Origin of the sequence: Paenibacillus sp. FSL M7-0656 (assembly GCF_038003225.1) — a bacterium.
Classification (GTDB): domain Bacteria; phylum Bacillota; class Bacilli; order Paenibacillales; family Paenibacillaceae; genus Paenibacillus; species Paenibacillus amylolyticus.
In genome coordinates this window covers 78,935-93,711 of the sequence record NZ_JBBOOT010000001.1, presented here as the reverse complement: position 1 = coordinate 93,711, position 14,777 = coordinate 78,935, and the positions used below count along the sequence as shown (strand labels likewise).

At 44.0% G+C, this 14,777-nt stretch carries 12 protein-coding genes; 2 read left to right on the top strand and 10 right to left on the bottom strand.

The annotated features are described in order from the left end of the window. Positions 1-49: 49 nt before the first annotated feature. From gndA to zwf, 3 genes are all read right to left on the bottom strand, one after another. A complete protein-coding gene (gndA, locus tag MHI01_RS00435) occupies positions 50-1,468 on the bottom strand; it encodes an NADP-dependent phosphogluconate dehydrogenase (protein WP_036672842.1) in 1,419 nt (472 codons plus the stop codon). A 68-nt stretch (positions 1,469-1,536) separates the two neighbouring features. Continuing rightward, positions 1,537-2,202 (bottom strand): fructose-6-phosphate aldolase, encoded by a 666-nt coding sequence (fsa, locus tag MHI01_RS00430; RefSeq protein ID WP_036613461.1) that lies wholly within the window; start codon positions 2,200-2,202, stop codon positions 1,537-1,539. Positions 2,203-2,238: 36 nt separating this feature from the next. Continuing rightward, positions 2,239-3,762 carry a glucose-6-phosphate dehydrogenase gene (gene zwf, locus MHI01_RS00425; RefSeq protein WP_036613459.1) on the bottom strand — a complete coding sequence of 508 codons (1,524 nt, stop codon included), beginning with the start codon at positions 3,760-3,762 and terminating at the stop codon, positions 2,239-2,241. Positions 3,763-3,874: 112 nt separating this feature from the next. On the opposite strand from zwf, the gene MHI01_RS00420 reads away from it, so the two are divergent. Next, on the top strand, positions 3,875-4,759 hold the full coding sequence (locus tag MHI01_RS00420; RefSeq protein ID WP_036613457.1) for a LysR family transcriptional regulator: 885 nt from the start codon (positions 3,875-3,877) through the stop codon (positions 4,757-4,759). A gap of 98 nt (positions 4,760-4,857) precedes the next feature. Here MHI01_RS00420 and MHI01_RS00415 read toward each other — a convergent pair whose 3' ends face one another. The 7 genes from MHI01_RS00415 to MHI01_RS00385 form a co-directional block, all read right to left on the bottom strand. Then, entirely contained in the window at positions 4,858-6,873 is a 2,016-nt protein-coding gene (locus MHI01_RS00415; protein ID WP_340982248.1) for a chemotaxis protein CheA, read from the bottom strand. A 14-nt stretch (positions 6,874-6,887) separates the two neighbouring features. Next, on the bottom strand, positions 6,888-7,313 hold the full coding sequence (locus MHI01_RS00410) for a chemotaxis protein CheW (RefSeq protein ID WP_017687852.1): 426 nt from the start codon (positions 7,311-7,313) through the stop codon (positions 6,888-6,890). A gap of 24 nt (positions 7,314-7,337) precedes the next feature. Then, positions 7,338-8,927, bottom strand: a complete 1,590-nt coding sequence (locus MHI01_RS00405; protein WP_340982247.1) for a methyl-accepting chemotaxis protein — start codon at positions 8,925-8,927, stop codon at positions 7,338-7,340. A gap of 549 nt (positions 8,928-9,476) precedes the next feature. Beyond that, complete coding sequence (locus MHI01_RS00400; protein ID WP_340030638.1) at positions 9,477-10,157, bottom strand: hypothetical protein; 681 nt, start codon at positions 10,155-10,157, stop codon at positions 9,477-9,479. 207 nt (positions 10,158-10,364) lie between these two features. Then, on the bottom strand, positions 10,365-10,961 hold the full coding sequence (locus MHI01_RS00395) for a cupin domain-containing protein (RefSeq protein ID WP_036613444.1): 597 nt from the start codon (positions 10,959-10,961) through the stop codon (positions 10,365-10,367). Positions 10,962-11,100: 139 nt separating this feature from the next. Beyond that, positions 11,101-12,057, bottom strand: a complete 957-nt coding sequence (locus tag MHI01_RS00390) for an aldo/keto reductase (RefSeq protein WP_340982246.1) — start codon at positions 12,055-12,057, stop codon at positions 11,101-11,103. Between the two features lie 135 nt (positions 12,058-12,192). After that, a complete protein-coding gene (locus MHI01_RS00385) occupies positions 12,193-12,999 on the bottom strand; it encodes a helix-turn-helix transcriptional regulator (RefSeq protein WP_255319878.1) in 807 nt (268 codons plus the stop codon). 161 nt (positions 13,000-13,160) lie between these two features. Between MHI01_RS00385 and MHI01_RS00380 the strand changes: the two genes are divergently transcribed. Beyond that, the gene (locus tag MHI01_RS00380) at positions 13,161-14,699 is read left to right on the top strand and encodes a hypothetical protein (RefSeq protein ID WP_340982245.1); all 1,539 of its coding nucleotides are present in this window, start codon (positions 13,161-13,163) and stop codon (positions 14,697-14,699) included. Positions 14,700-14,777 lie beyond the last annotated feature (78 nt).

Sequence of the window (14,777 nt, the reverse complement as noted above, 5' to 3'; positions counted from 1 at the left end):
AATTAAATTCAAGGACAACTGCAGAAATGCTATATTTTCGGAATTAAAATTACTCGTTTGTGTCCATCCACTGGAAGTGGAATGAACCTTCTTTGTCCACACGTTTGAATGTGTGAGCACCGAAGTAGTCACGTTGAGCTTGCAGCAAGTTTGCTGGCAAACGCTCTGTGCGGTAGCTGTCGTAGTAAGACAGTGCGCTGGAGAATCCAGGTACTGGAATACCTTGTTTTACAGCAGCCGCTATAACTTCACGCCATGCACCTTGATAAGATTCAACGATGTTTTGGAAGTAAGGATCCAAGAGCAGGTTTTTGAGTTCTGCATCTTTGTCATATGCTTCTTTAATGTTTTGCAAGAACTGCGAACGGATGATGCAACCACCACGGAAGATCATGGCAATGTTACCGTATTTCAGATCCCAGCCGTATTCATCGGAAGCTGCACGCATTTGTGCAAATCCTTGTGCATAGGATACGATTTTACTTGCAAACAATGCTTTACGCACGTTCTCGATGAACGCTTTTTTGTCGCCGGAGAACGCTTCAGTCGCTGGTCCATTCAGGATTTTGCTAGCTGCTACACGCTCGTCCTTCATCGCAGAGAGGAAACGGGAGAATACGGATTCCGTAATCATGGACAATGGAACGCCGAGATCCAGCGCACTTTGGCTTGTCCATTTACCTGTTCCTTTTTGTCCAGCCGCGTCCAGAATAACGTCAACCATTGGTTTGCCTGTTTCTGGATCGTATTTGGAGAAAATATCTGCCGTGATTTCGATCAGGTAGCTGTCCAGCTCCCCTTGATTCCACTCTGTGAAGATCTCATGCAACTCTTCAACGGAAACGTTCAATACGGATTTGAGCAAGTGATAAGCTTCACCAATCAACTGCATATCTCCGTACTCGATACCGTTATGCACCATTTTCACATAGTGTCCGGCACCGTCTGGTCCGATATATGTGCTGCAAGCGTCATCGCCAACTTTGGCAGAGATCGCTGTAAGGATCGGTTCTACCAACTGATAAGCACTTTCCTGACCGCCTGGCATGATTGCCGGGCCTTTCAGTGCGCCTTCTTCACCACCGGATACACCTGCTCCGATGAAGCGGAAACCTTTTTCTTCCAGTTCTTTACTGCGACGTTGTGTGTCAGGGAAGTAAGCATTACCTCCATCGATAATAATGTCGCCTTGATCCAGATGAGGAAGCAGTTGCTCGATTGTTGCATCTGTTGCTTTACCTGCTTGCACCATGATCAGAATTTTACGCGGAGACTCCAGGGATTCCACGAATTCTTCAATAGTGAACGCACCTGTCAGGTTTTTACCTTCTGCTTCTTTCAGAAGATCGTTCGTTTTCTCCGGGGAACGGTTAAATACCGATACCGAGAAACCTTTGCTTTCAATATTCAAAGCCAGGTTTTTACCCATTACTGCCAATCCAATAACACCAATCTGTTGTTTACTCATTATGTCCTCCCAATGCTCCATGATTTATATAGTTTTATTGTAAGTTGAAACGAATATATGTTCAGTGATTATTGTACTGTTTTTTTCCAGTCAGCTGCAAATTTGTCCATACCTTGATCTGTCAGTGGGTGTTTGGAGATTTGTTCAATGACGGAGAATGGAACAGTAGCAATATGTGCTCCAGCCATCGCTACACGTGTAACGTGATCCGGATGTCTTACAGAAGCCGCAATAATCTGTGCATCCAGGTTATGTGTACGGAACAATTCAGCAATTTTGGTAACCAATTGTACGCCATCCTCGGAGATATCATCAAGACGTCCCAGGAATGGGGATACATATGTTGCACCAGCACGAGCAGCCAGAAGTGCCTGGTTCACAGTGAAGATCAACGTTACGTTGGTTTTCACACCTTTTTTGGTCAAGTAACGGCAAGCTTCAAGTCCTGCAAGTGTCATTGGCAATTTGATCGTAATGTTTTTGTCGCTGTTGTTAATTTTGATCAATTCGTCTGCTTGCGCGATCATTTCTTCAGCAGTAAGGGCATCTGGTGTCACTTCCGCAGAAACGGACTCCACTTCAGGTACCAAACGCAAGATTTCTTCAATACGATCTTCGAATTTCACGCCTTCTTTGGCTACCAAAGATGGGTTTGTTGTTACGCCAGACAATACGCCGATTTTGTATGCTTTTTGGATATCTTCCACGTTAGCTGTATCGATAAAAAATTTCATGATTAAATTACCTCCAGATATATTTTTTATTTTGGTTTAGAGATTTGCATTAACCGCCAAGGGTATGCTATTTGTAACTACAGACTCCTGATCCGCCGGCTCATCAAACCACCAGTGGTGACCTTCTTCTTCAAGCATAACATCTGATTCAACCGGTCCATAGCTACCCGCAGGATACAGGTGAAGTGGCAACAGATTTTCCTGGAATGCATCCAGAATTGGCTGCACCCATGCCCATGACAATTCTACTTCATCCCAGTGGGCAAAGAAGGTTGGATCACCCAGCAAAGCATCACGAATCAGATTCTCGTAAGCTTCCGCAAGGTCACCTTTGTCCGGAGAAAGATCAATATGAACCGGTTTGAATTCACCTTTATTCTCAGGATCACTTGCATTCAGTTGCAATGTCATGCTCTGATCCGGACTCATCTCAATGACAAGCAGGTTTGGCTTGGAACCCTTGTTTTTCAGCACATTAGTCTGTCCTGAAGGTTCTTTGAATTCAATCACGATACGTGTTGATTTCTCCTTCATTCTTTTACCCGTGCGAATGTAAAACGGAACACCACGCCAGAAGAAATCATCAATTTGCAATTTGGCAGCAATGAATGTGTCATTCATCGTATTCTCTGCTACACCCGGTTCAGCAGTATACGCATTTACCGGTTTACCTTGAATGTTGCCTTCTGCATACTGTCCACGGATGATGTTTGCGCCCACAGTTTGTTTTTGTAACGGCTGGATCGATTCCATAATGTGTTTTTTCTTCAATCCAACTTTTTCGGAAGTACTGTTGTATGGAAGCTGGATCGCCATCATCATGAGCAATTGCAACATATGATTCTGGAACATGTCTCGCACTGCACCAACATGATCATAATAGGATGCACGTTCTTCGACACCTACAGTCTCATTCGCCGTAATTTGCACATTGGAGATGTAACGGTTGTTCCATAACGCCTTCATGATTGGGTTACTCTGATGCAACGTCTCCAGACGCTGTACCATCGGTTTGCCCAAATAGTGGTCAATCCGATAAATCTCTTCCTCCGTGAACGATTCGCTTAATTTGCGATTAAGGTCTCTCGCAGACTGTAGATCGTGACCAAATGGCTTCTCGATAACGAGACGTTTCCAACCCTCTGTGGAACCCAGTCCACTTTCTTGAATGTTCTCGGCAATCGGTTCGAAAAATTCCGGACCAACCGAGAGATAAAACAAGCGATTGGACGGAATGCCAAGCTCAGCTTCTCTTTGTTCAACTAATCCCAACAGCTTTATATAATCTTCCTTATGGCTTATATTCAATACACTGTAGCGGAAAGCTTTCACAAATGACTTCACAACTTCAGGATCAGCTTGGCGTCTGGAAAATTCATTTAATGATTTTTCCACTTGTGCCTGAAAGAATTCATCAGACCAATCTCTACGCCCCAGACCAATCAATGAGAAGGTTTCAGGAAGCTTCTGCTCAAGATATAAGTTATATAAGGCAGGATATATTTTTCTTTTGGCTAAATCGCCAGTTGCACCAAATAAAACAATGGTAGTTGGTTCCATCTTACCGTTCTCCTTCCAAGTAACTCTGGTTTCTTTGTTGTAGTTACACTATAATACGTTTTATAGCCATACAAGTAATTAATATATTTCACAGGAGCTATAGACCACATCTATGACTACAAATTACGAGCTATATAAAGTCTTTTATTGGGCCGCCAAAACGGGAAGTTTGACACAGGCTGCGAAAGCACTGTATATCACTCAACCCAGCGTCAGTCATGCCATTAAGCAATTGGAAGAGAGCTTTGGTCTTACCTTGTTTTATCGAAATTCCAAGGGTGTAGCGCTGACACAGGAAGGTGCCAGTCTATACTCCTATATTGAACAATCCCAGATTCTGATCTCACTTGCAGAAGAAAAAATGGCCGCACTGAAGAATCTCGACAATGGTGAATTGAGAATTGGTGGCAGTGACTCCCTGTTCAAGCATTACATGCTGGCGTATCTAGAGGAATTCCACACCTTGTACCCTAATATCAAGCTACATCTGAGTCATGGAACTACGCCGGAAGTCATCACCTTTCTGAAAGAAGGCAAGATTGATCTTGGTGTTGTTCGGATGCCCATTGTTGATCCACAGCTAGAAGTCAGGGAAAGTATTCAGTTGAAGGACTGTTTTGTAGCTGGGGAACGTTATGCTCAGTTGAAGGGTAAAATCATGACACTTGAGATGCTTCTGGAGCATCAACTGATCCTCTTCTCCCGGAACAGCCGTGTTCGGATGGCTATAACTGAGTTGTTTAACAGCTATAATTACACGTTAAAACCTGAGATTGAGGTTGGTAGTGTTGATCTGTTGATTGAGTTTGCGCGTCGAGGACTGGGTATTTCCTATGTCACACGTGAATTTATCTCCAAAGAGCTGGAGGAAGGCTCTCTCTTCGAAATTCAGCTTGATGTCCCGCTCCCCCCTTCCCATGTGGGGATTATGACCAAACGCAATATGCCGATCTCTCTGGCAGCCAACCGGTTTATGGATCTCATTTTCAAATCCTGAGTGGTCACAATGTCAAAAGGTACAACAAAGAGCCCCACCGTCCAGTTATGGATGATGAGGCTTTTTGGCCTGCATAAAAATTTGTGTTTATCTAACGATTAAACACTCACCAGATAGGACGCGTCCAATATAAGGGCAACCTTACCATTACCGAGGATCGTTGCTCCAGATAGATGGTTCATCGCTCCCAGATACGTACCAAGTGTCTTAATAACGACTTCCTGATTTCCTATAATCTCATCTACTGCGTAAGCTGCAATTTTATCAACGGAACGCACGATCACCAGTGGAATGGTCTTGGATTTGCGGTCTGTTCGTGGATAGTTGAGCCTGTCACACAGTCGGTGAAAAGGTACAATTCGTCCATGATTCAGGATCGCTTGTTGCCCCTGGATCATCTGAATATCTTCAGGTGAAATTCGAACAATCTCAGCAACATTATACATCGGCAAGATCAGCACACGACCCGATACTTTGACTAACAGACCTTTAATAATCGCCAGTGTGAGAGGTAGACGAATCGTAAACGTGGTACCCACACCAACCTCCGTATCAATATCAATGATGCCGTTGAGTCGCCCGATCTGACTACGCACGATGTCCATTCCAACACCGCGTCCTGATACTTCACTGACAGAAGAAGCCGTCGAGAAGCCAGGTTCAAATATGAGGTGGACAGCTTCCTGTGTTGTTAGGCGTGCAGCCTGTTCCTCACTAATGATGCCCTTGCCCAAGGCGGAAGCTTTAATCTTCTCACCATCGATACCTTTGCCATCATCCGAATAACGAATGACAACATGATTTTCTTCATGAAACGAAGTTAATGTAATACGTCCTTTGGACGGCTTACCGTTCTCCGCCCGAATCTCTGCACTTTCAATGCCATGATCTGCACTGTTGCGGATGAGATGGATCAGCGGGTCACTCAGTTCTTCAATAATCATCCGGTCAAGCTCAGTCTCTCCACCTTGAATAACCAGTTCCAGATCCTTACCCAGCTTCTGTGATAGGTCACGAACCAATCTCGGGAAGCGACTGAATAGTTGATCAATGGGTAACATCCGTGTCTTCATTACACCTTCTTGGAGTTCCTTGATTACCCTGCCCATATGATCGGATACACCACTAATACTCCGGATGAGTGTTGAAGACTCCTTACGCGCACCCGATCCACTCAGATCTGCAAGGGATGTCTGATCAATTAACAGTTCACCGACCAAATTCATCAAATGGTCCAGACGTTCAACACTCACACGAACTGTAGGTTGAGTAACTTTCACTTTCTCATCCGGCCCAGTTGTATTCACGGTAGGAAAGCTTTGTTTCGTTTGCTCTGTTTCAGAGATTAATTCAAGTGGTGCAGACGTCGCTACAACCTCATTGGATTCCAGCAGATATGGATCAATCTCCAGCATATGAATATCCGAGTCTGAAGACAGCTCTGCCTTAAGCTGCTGTTGGTCATTCGACGTTGCTACGATGATGATGAACTGACCATAATGATCATCTTCATTCTGCGCGCCCGGTTGACTCTCCATGAGCGAAGTAGCGACAACCGTACCACAGATGTCCTCAATGCGTTGTCGTAAAATATGATATCTGGCCGCTTTCATCATGCACTTCTGCTCCAGCACAACATGAATGGACAATAACTGCTTGCCTGACACAATAGCTACCTGTGCCATAATCGACTCTGCTGGTTGCAATTGAGGTGTTTTAAGTTGCCCGACTACTGTCGGGGTCTGAATTAAATCCTTTATTTCTCTTACTACTGCTCGAAAATCTGCATAGGCTTCCCCACGGATGTACTGATCACGAAGCACCTTCATGGCGTCCAAAGAGCGGAACAACGTATCAATTAGCTCCGAAGTCATCTCCGGTTTTTTCTCTCGGACCCATTCAAGAGCATACTCCACTTCATGCGTAAGGTCGCTTAATTCACGGAAATCCATAGTGGATGCCGATCCCTTGATGGTATGGGCTGCCCGAAACAGCGTCTGAACCAGTTCTACAGAAGGCGAAAGCTCCAATGCCAATAAAGACTGATCCATACGTTCCAGTTGATCATTCAGTTCTTCGATAAAGATGTCACGGTAGGCAGACAAATCCATCATTCGTATATACCTCCCTAACCGCCCAATATTTCGTCCAGTTTCAAAATGCCCACAAGCTTGTCTTCCTGTTGACCCACACCATGGAATAAACCTTCACGGTTACGACCATATCCGCCGGTTGGCGGATGTATTTCCGAATATGTGGTTACCTTGTTCACCCGATCCACGATCAAGCCAATATACTCTTCCTGATGTCGAACTACGATAATACGCGTTGCTCTGGTGTCCGGTTCATCCGGCATACCCAGCAGGTTCCGCAGACTCATCACACATACAACCTTGCCACGCAGATTAACTACCCCTTTGATCTCTGGGCGGCTGAATGGAATATCTGTGATGCTCAGCATTTTAATAATTTCGTGAATTTCTTCGATTCGAATGGCGCAAGTCTCTGCACCTACAGACAGTTCAATATATTGTTCCTTCTGAAGTGAAGACATCAATTCACCCTCAATTCAATTTTATTAATTTGTTTTGAAGGCAGCTGCCGAATTCGCCAGTTCTTCCGCAAGATGTGCCAAAGACTGGCATGTTGCCGCTGTCTCTTCAGACGCTGCAGCGGATTCCTCACTGGAAGCCGAGATGGATTCAACAGAGCTCATCACCTCTGCGGCTTGGGCTGCTTCCTCTTCACATGCAGCAGCAATTTCGTTTACTTTCTGTGAGGAGTTATTGACCATGTCAATGATCTGATCAAACGCCTGTCCAGTCACGGAAGACTGCTCAACACTGGCTGCTACGGCTTGCACACTTTGTCTCGTATTTTCCTGCATTGCTTTGATGATGGCTGTAATTTCTTTGGTCGCCTCGCCACTTCGTTCGGCAAGCTTCCGGACTTCATCTGCTACTACAGCGAATCCTCGTCCTTGTTCTCCGGCACGTGCCGCTTCAATTGCAGCATTCAGTGCGAGCAGATTGGTCTGCTCAGCGATATCGTCAATCACTTCAATGATGTCACCGATTTTACGAGAATCGTCTTCAAGTTTGGTCATTTTTGTATTAACAGCCTGCATACCTTCCAATGAAGTCTGTACAACAAGTCCACCTTCACGGGCAGTCTTCACCGTATCGTTGGACAGTTCAGCCGCTTCTTCCGCACTTGCAGCAACGGAGTTAATCGCAAGTGAAAGCTCCTTGAACAATTCGGAGATATTCCCCGCCTCACTGGATTGGCTCGTGCTGGTGCTCGCAATTTCCTGTGTGCTGGCTGAGATCTGTTCCGAAGAAGCAGCAACACTTTGGGAGTTCATCACGATATTGTTAATTAACTCTTTCAGATTATCGACCATCTGATTCAGTGCCGCGGCTAGTTGACCCACTTCATCTTTGCTGGAGATGTCTGACTTAAGGGTCAGATTTCCGTTGGCAACTTCCGTAGCTAGGCCCAACATGGCCATGAGTGGCTTCGAAATGGAGCGAGAGATGATATATCCAATGAGAATACTGAAAAGTACGGACAGAACCACAAGAATTATTGTTACTTTAAATGCTTGTGAATAGGCAGCCTGAGATTGTATATTCGCCTGTTCAGCCAAACTTTCATTAACGTCAATCAAATTGGTAAGGAGTTCTACAATCCTGTCTCCTTGTGGTTTAAGCTCAGATTTAAGGAAGGTATTAAAGGCACTTTGATCATCTGCGACAGCCAGATTAGTTGCTCGTTCAAACATTGTTAAATATCCTGGATATTCCGCATCAAAATTACGGAGTAACTCTATTTCTTCAGGGGTTGTTGCAAGCGGACGATAGATGGTCAGGCGATCATTCACACTCTGACGAATCGAAGCAATGTTTTCCGTGATCCGAGTTTTTTCAGCTTCAACGGTTTCGAAGTTCAAATCACGCACATTCACACGCATTCTTTGATAATCAATCTGAGCAGATGATAATTCTTTGACAGAGATTAGATTGTTGTTATACATCTCTTGCATTCGTTCATTCGTACTTCTCAATGTTACTACAGAGTAGACGCCAAGCGCCGCAAGGATTATCGACACAACTAAAAACGCTGAGATAATCTTTGTTGCTGTTTTCAAATTTCCAAACCACTTCATGTAATCTCCTCCTAGGCATCGTAGTGTCCAGTTATGTATATAACGCTTGGTAAACCCTTCTCTAGGTCGCGCTCCAGACAACTTACGATCTATTTCGACATAAATATATTAAAACTGAATAGGAGATTTTTATTTCTATAAATTTGCACTATTATGAATTTTTATTTCAGATATAAAGAATCTTCTTTTTAATATAATTTATACTTTTTACCTATTTAACGGTTATTTATACTTACACATACACGTATATTCAGCATTCTGCATTGACTTTCACATACATCTCCATACAAAAATTTCATGTGAGATGATCTTCTTATATTTATACAAGAATTTATATAGTTCTTACGCCTAACAAATATCATTGTCCACACAAAAAATTATGTATTTTTGCTGTACACACTCAACATTTCAAGACCTAAGTCTAATAAATGATTACTTATACTGAGTCCTTTTTCCCATAAAAAAAACCAAACCCGAATCAACAAAGTTTGGTTCTGAAGCGAAAAAATACACTTTAAATTAACATAAAACCCGTTTAAAACTAATTATTTATGTGTTATATAGCTGCTCCAGTTCAATTAAGCGGTCCTTAATCCTGTGCGGAATAATTCCAAACAGATTATCCCACGTCATGAACATCTCCGGTTTTAGTAAATATTCTTCGAACTCCATGGTAGGTACAAACGCTTTGGTCTGGAGATAACGCTCCACCTGAGCATCGATCTGTTCATTTGTTTCAAAATAATCTTGAAACAACTCATTCACAAGTAGCCCATCACATCCAGCTTCGGCACCTGCTGCACTATACAGGTTTGGCAATAACTCAAATACAACCGGAAGTGGTGAGAAAGCATGTTTGCCAGGCTGTGAGTACAGACATACATGATGTCCAACCACATTGACCCGTTCCTTCAATAATCCACGCAGCACCTTCCCATGAAAGCTGGCTTCACAGTCTACTACCTCTCCGTCATGACCCACATAAACCCATACATGCTCCATTTCATACAGATGTCCAATCTCATAATCCCACCAGATTGCATATTCAATTACATATTGTACTACCTCGGTCGGAAACTTAATGTCCCTTCTGAACGATGGTGAAGACCCCGATTGATGCAACACAGAAATGCCAACAAAATCAGGATAAAAGGGTTCGGCTCTGTCAAACATCAAAATAGGTGCATAACTCATTGCAGTTTCAAGCGTTTTCATTTCTGACATGTTCATTCATGAGTCCTCCGTTTTTGTTGGATGTTCATACTATACTAACAGAGAACGTAACCCACTGACTCAGGCATTTTGAATTTTTTTCTAATATAATACCAACCCCTCCATGGACTTCATACGATTATTACATCGACACATCAAAAAGCCTGCAACTGATATTCTCCAGTTACAGGCTGTGTACTTTGATAATAAATAAGGAATCTTGAATTAAGATTTCAGCTTATTGGATGGTGACACGGACGTCTTGGAAGGTGAAGTCGATTGATCAGAAACCTGCGTATCACACCCTATTGGAGGGCCCAGAATCGCATCATTTTTAATGGAAGCAACAGCTCTCGCATATGCCTCTTCATCCAAACAGTACGCGCGGTGAGCCACTTCCGGCGGTGTAGCTGCCAAGAAATCCGCTCCAAATACAATATCAGGCGTTGGTTGATCGAAGATAGTTAATACATATACATCATCTGTCTCAGCCACAAACCAGTGAAACCAGCCTTTCGGAAATACCACAACCTGACCTGGTTTCAGACGATATGTCAATCGTTCACGCGTAAACGGATTAAAGACTGACGCTGTAATTTCACCGGTGATGACCACAACCATCTCCGTGACATTGGTGTGCCAGTGTGGCTGCACAATGATTCCTTTGCTTAAGTACACGTTGAAGAACCCATTTGCAATGGTCGGCAGCTGTTCTCCAAACAACTGGGTTACATAGTTGCGTGAATCCCTCTGATAATTGACAACCGCATTGGAATCGGCTGCCAGCGGAACATTCGGGGCTTGTAAAATCGGATTCATCATACGATCATTTCTCCTCCTTGGGCATACATCTCATTGTTGTACTGTATGCCGGAGAATAGAAAGATAATACCGTTGACACATGTTATATATTGTTTTTAATCCTGAACTTTAAGGTTTCTTAGAATCTTGTATAAACAAACTAGACTTGACCAGGGAATCTGCCTCCGGCTGCAATGCCTTGGGGAGATATGTGATCTATCTGGTTCATCTCATCATCCGTAAGCGAAACCTGTAGCGCCCCTAAGTTCTCGTGAACTCTTTCCAGATTGCGAGTCCCCGGGATCGGAACGATATGTTCTCCCTTTCCAAGCAACCAAGCCAGAGCAAGTTGAGAGACCGTACACCCTTTTTGCTTAGCCATCTCTTGGATCAATCCAACAACCTCCAGATTTTTCTGAAAGTTCTCACCTTGGAAACGCGGATAGTGACGACGATAATCATCTTCCGGCAGATCGTCTATAGAACGGATCTGACCTGTCAGGAAGCCCCGCCCCAAAGGGCTGTATGGAACCAATCCAATGTTCAATTCATGCAGGACAGGCATAATCTCATCCTCAAGCTCTCGACTCCATAATGAATATTCGGTCTGCAATGCTGTAATCGGATGAACAGCATGTGCACGCCGAATGATCTCCACTGGCGCTTCGGACAAACCAATATATCGAATCTTCCCCTGTTGAACCAGATCGGCAAGTGTGCCTACGGTCTCTTCAATGGGTGTATTCGGATCAGGACGATGTTGATAATACAGATCGATATAATCCATTCCCAGGTTGTAGAGACTCGCATCTACTGATTTTTTGATGTAGGCCGGATCTCCCTTGGGGCCCTGCGTGTGTGTTATACCAAATTTGGTGGCAACGATTGCTTTGGATCTTCGACCTTGAAGCGCGCGTCCAAGCAGTTTTTCATTCCCACCAAATTGCTGTTTTTCATACGCTCCGTAAAGATCCGCCGTATCAAACATGGTGACTCCTGCATCCAGCGCACCCTGAATGGTATGTACAGATTCGTCATTATCCGGCATCATCATCACACCCAGGCCGAGCGCAGATATTCGTAATTTATCATTTCCCAGTGTTCTTGTTTTGAGCATGTGGCTCCCTCTTTTCATCTTGAAATAGAAACGTTAACTAGATACGTATGAACTTGAGTTCATTCTATTTCACTTCCGAGACCCCAACCACACTCTGTTTATGCTAGTAAAGAAATTACCAGTTTGATTAACTTTCTATATGGCAGCAGGAACGTAAATACAACAATGAATGCCTGATTGGCTGTTCAGATTATTCATGGAAAAGATATCGTAAGCATGCACAACGCCATCTGCCCGATCCGTCGTTTCAAGCAGGACACGATTGACTTGTTTGAGTTCAACTTGGTGCAGGTTCCAGATCGTTCGGAAGTCTATACTTTCTTCACTCAATTGTTTCACGATTCTGCTAAATTCGGGGTCACTCGGATACTTGTCATAATACGTACGGAATACGGCTACCGAGTGCCGCGCGAATTCCTCCCAGTTGTGCATACGCTCCCTGAGCGCTGTATCCAGAAATAAAATCCGCATCATTAAACGCTCATTCACATTCATCGACGAGAAGTTGAAGAGGTTCGTGTCTGCAGCTTCATTCCAGGCAAGTACCTCAGAACGTTCATTGGTAATAAATGAAGGATGAGTCAACTGGCCAATAATGCTCTGCCACCCTGGCTCCAGTTGCGAATACGAAGCAAGGAATTCATGTTCCGTATTAGGGTCCCATAAGTCAAACAGATGACTCTTCTCTTCCAGGGTTAAACGGAGCGCATTCGCTATACTCTGCATCACTTCTCGTGAAGCCGCCAACTCTCTACCCTGTTCGAGCCACGTGTAATACGTTGCACTGACACCAGCCAATACTGCCACTTCTTCCCGCCGTAGACCGGGTGTTCTTCGCTGTCCATGAGATCCTGACAATCCAACTTGTTCCGGTTGAATGCGGCTCCTCCGTGATTTCAAAAACTCACCCAGTTTTTTGTTGCGGCTCATACTTGTATCCATAGACATCGTTCCTTTTTATAAAAGTATTCAAGCCTATTCGACTCTATCCAAAATGGTAGTCTCTGAATGACTTTGATATAATTCATCTATTATTAGTTCTGCAGAATACTTAGTTTACAAGTAGCTTAGCATCGATTGATGCAGAACGAAAGGAGCATAACATGATCCCCAATGTTGGAGATGTGTACTGCGTGTACGTCGAAAAATTACAACAATATACAGCCTGCCAGGTAACTGGACTGAAAGAAACAGAGGGTAAAACTTCTGACACGCTTGCCTCCGTCCTTCAGTTGGATTGGACTGGTGATCAACTGCCTAATGAAATGCATCTTCATCAGATGAAACCATTGATCTGTAACTTCTATTTCTGGAATGATCGACTTGCCCATAGTTTCGTGAGTGCTAATGTTCCTTCACAGTATGTGCTTGCAGGCAATATTCCCCCTCTCTACACCGAGGAAACAAATACGTATGGCGGAGGCTGGCCGATCGGAGAAAGTCTCTATCTCCAGCGTGAATGGGAAGGTATCGATGCGATCCGAAGAGCGCAGTTCAAACAAGCTGCGGATGATGACGAAGATGTGATGATTGGCGATCGTGTAATGCGGCGCAGTACGAGTACACTCCGCGATTTCAGCCCTAGATCTTCTGAAGATGTAGCCGAACTCGCAAAGCTACCTTGTCTGACACATATTGAAATGGATGGATATACGGAATCAATCTTTCCATTTATAGAGGACAACCCGTTCATTAATGAACTTCATATCATACATCATGGTCAAACGATGCTCGATATCAGCAAGAGCCACCTGACCAGACTTATTGTGGATGTCAGCGGGTTGAAGGAATTAATTTTAAACACAAAGATGAAAAGTCTGAATTTCACAGGTGAGCTGTCTCCTGATCTGCGTATCGCAGCTTATGAAGAGGGTAAATGCATGACTCTCAATGTTCCATCGGGCCTGCCACAGGTTACGGGTATCTCGCGACTTGAAGGTCTGTATATCAGAGATATCACGGGGCTCAATCTGAAGCCACTTGTGCAGTATTATCCTGAGCTTTCAGAGTTGCGACTGTGGGGTAAACCCGGCAATGTATCCCATATAGAGTCGATTCAGCATTTGGCAAATATGCAAACCTTCACTACATATGACCTGTTCGGCTTCAATGGTGACGAATTCCCTGATCCAGAGCAACTTCCACAATTGGCTACGCTGTGGCTAACCAGCCTTCCTGCCGATGCAGCCAAATCAATCAAAACAAGATATAAAAAATCCGTTGCTGCCGGACTTGATATGGAAATCACCAAAGCACGCAAACCGGAATGGCTTGCGGAGAACCTGAACAATCCGTTTCGGGATTGGGATGGGCGGGACCACATCAAGGCAGCACACGCCAAAAAAGCAGCTCAATTGTACAAGCAGTGTTTGAAGGAAATACGTCAGTTAAGTCAAGATTTTAATAATCAGGAAGCTATGCACAAACAGCTCGTCTCCATGGTTGAGAACTACACACAGACCTTCAACAAGATGGATGCCAAGACCGGCTTTATTGAAACTGTTGAGCGGGAAGAGATTTATGTTGTTCTAACGGAGTTGCTGGATCAATTACAGCAGCATTTGGAACTGCGTCAAGATGATTTGATTAAGGTCAATCACGAGGATTTATATGAGGTATTTGATCGTTTGAGGGATTTCTAGTTTACCAATAGACCGTTGTTTACGGAAAATGGGTCCTGTTATGAAAATGGCAGGACCCTTTTTTGCATGAATAGAATT

Bases quoted from the DNA above. Each gene is read 5' to 3' on its own strand.
- gndA (WP_036672842.1), bottom strand. From the start codon at position 1,468: ATGAGTAAACAACAGATTGGTGTTATTGGATTGGCAGTAATGGGTAAA.
- fsa (WP_036613461.1), bottom strand. From the start codon at position 2,202: ATGAAATTTTTTATCGATACAGCTAACGTGGAAGATATCCAAAAAGCA.
- MHI01_RS00380 (WP_340982245.1), top strand. From the start codon at position 13,161: ATGATCCCCAATGTTGGAGATGTGTACTGCGTGTACGTCGAAAAATTA.
- MHI01_RS00420 (WP_036613457.1), top strand. From the start codon at position 3,875: ATGACTACAAATTACGAGCTATATAAAGTCTTTTATTGGGCCGCCAAA.
- MHI01_RS00410 (WP_017687852.1), bottom strand. From the start codon at position 7,313: ATGTCTTCACTTCAGAAGGAACAATATATTGAACTGTCTGTAGGTGCA.
- MHI01_RS00390 (WP_340982246.1), bottom strand. From the start codon at position 12,057: ATGCTCAAAACAAGAACACTGGGAAATGATAAATTACGAATATCTGCG.
- MHI01_RS00385 (WP_255319878.1), bottom strand. From the start codon at position 12,999: ATGGATACAAGTATGAGCCGCAACAAAAAACTGGGTGAGTTTTTGAAA.
- MHI01_RS00395 (WP_036613444.1), bottom strand. From the start codon at position 10,961: ATGATGAATCCGATTTTACAAGCCCCGAATGTTCCGCTGGCAGCCGAT.
- zwf (WP_036613459.1), bottom strand. From the start codon at position 3,762: ATGGAACCAACTACCATTGTTTTATTTGGTGCAACTGGCGATTTAGCC.
- MHI01_RS00400 (WP_340030638.1), bottom strand. From the start codon at position 10,157: ATGAACATGTCAGAAATGAAAACGCTTGAAACTGCAATGAGTTATGCA.
- MHI01_RS00415 (WP_340982248.1), bottom strand. From the start codon at position 6,873: ATGATGGATTTGTCTGCCTACCGTGACATCTTTATCGAAGAACTGAAT.
- MHI01_RS00405 (WP_340982247.1), bottom strand. From the start codon at position 8,927: ATGAAGTGGTTTGGAAATTTGAAAACAGCAACAAAGATTATCTCAGCG.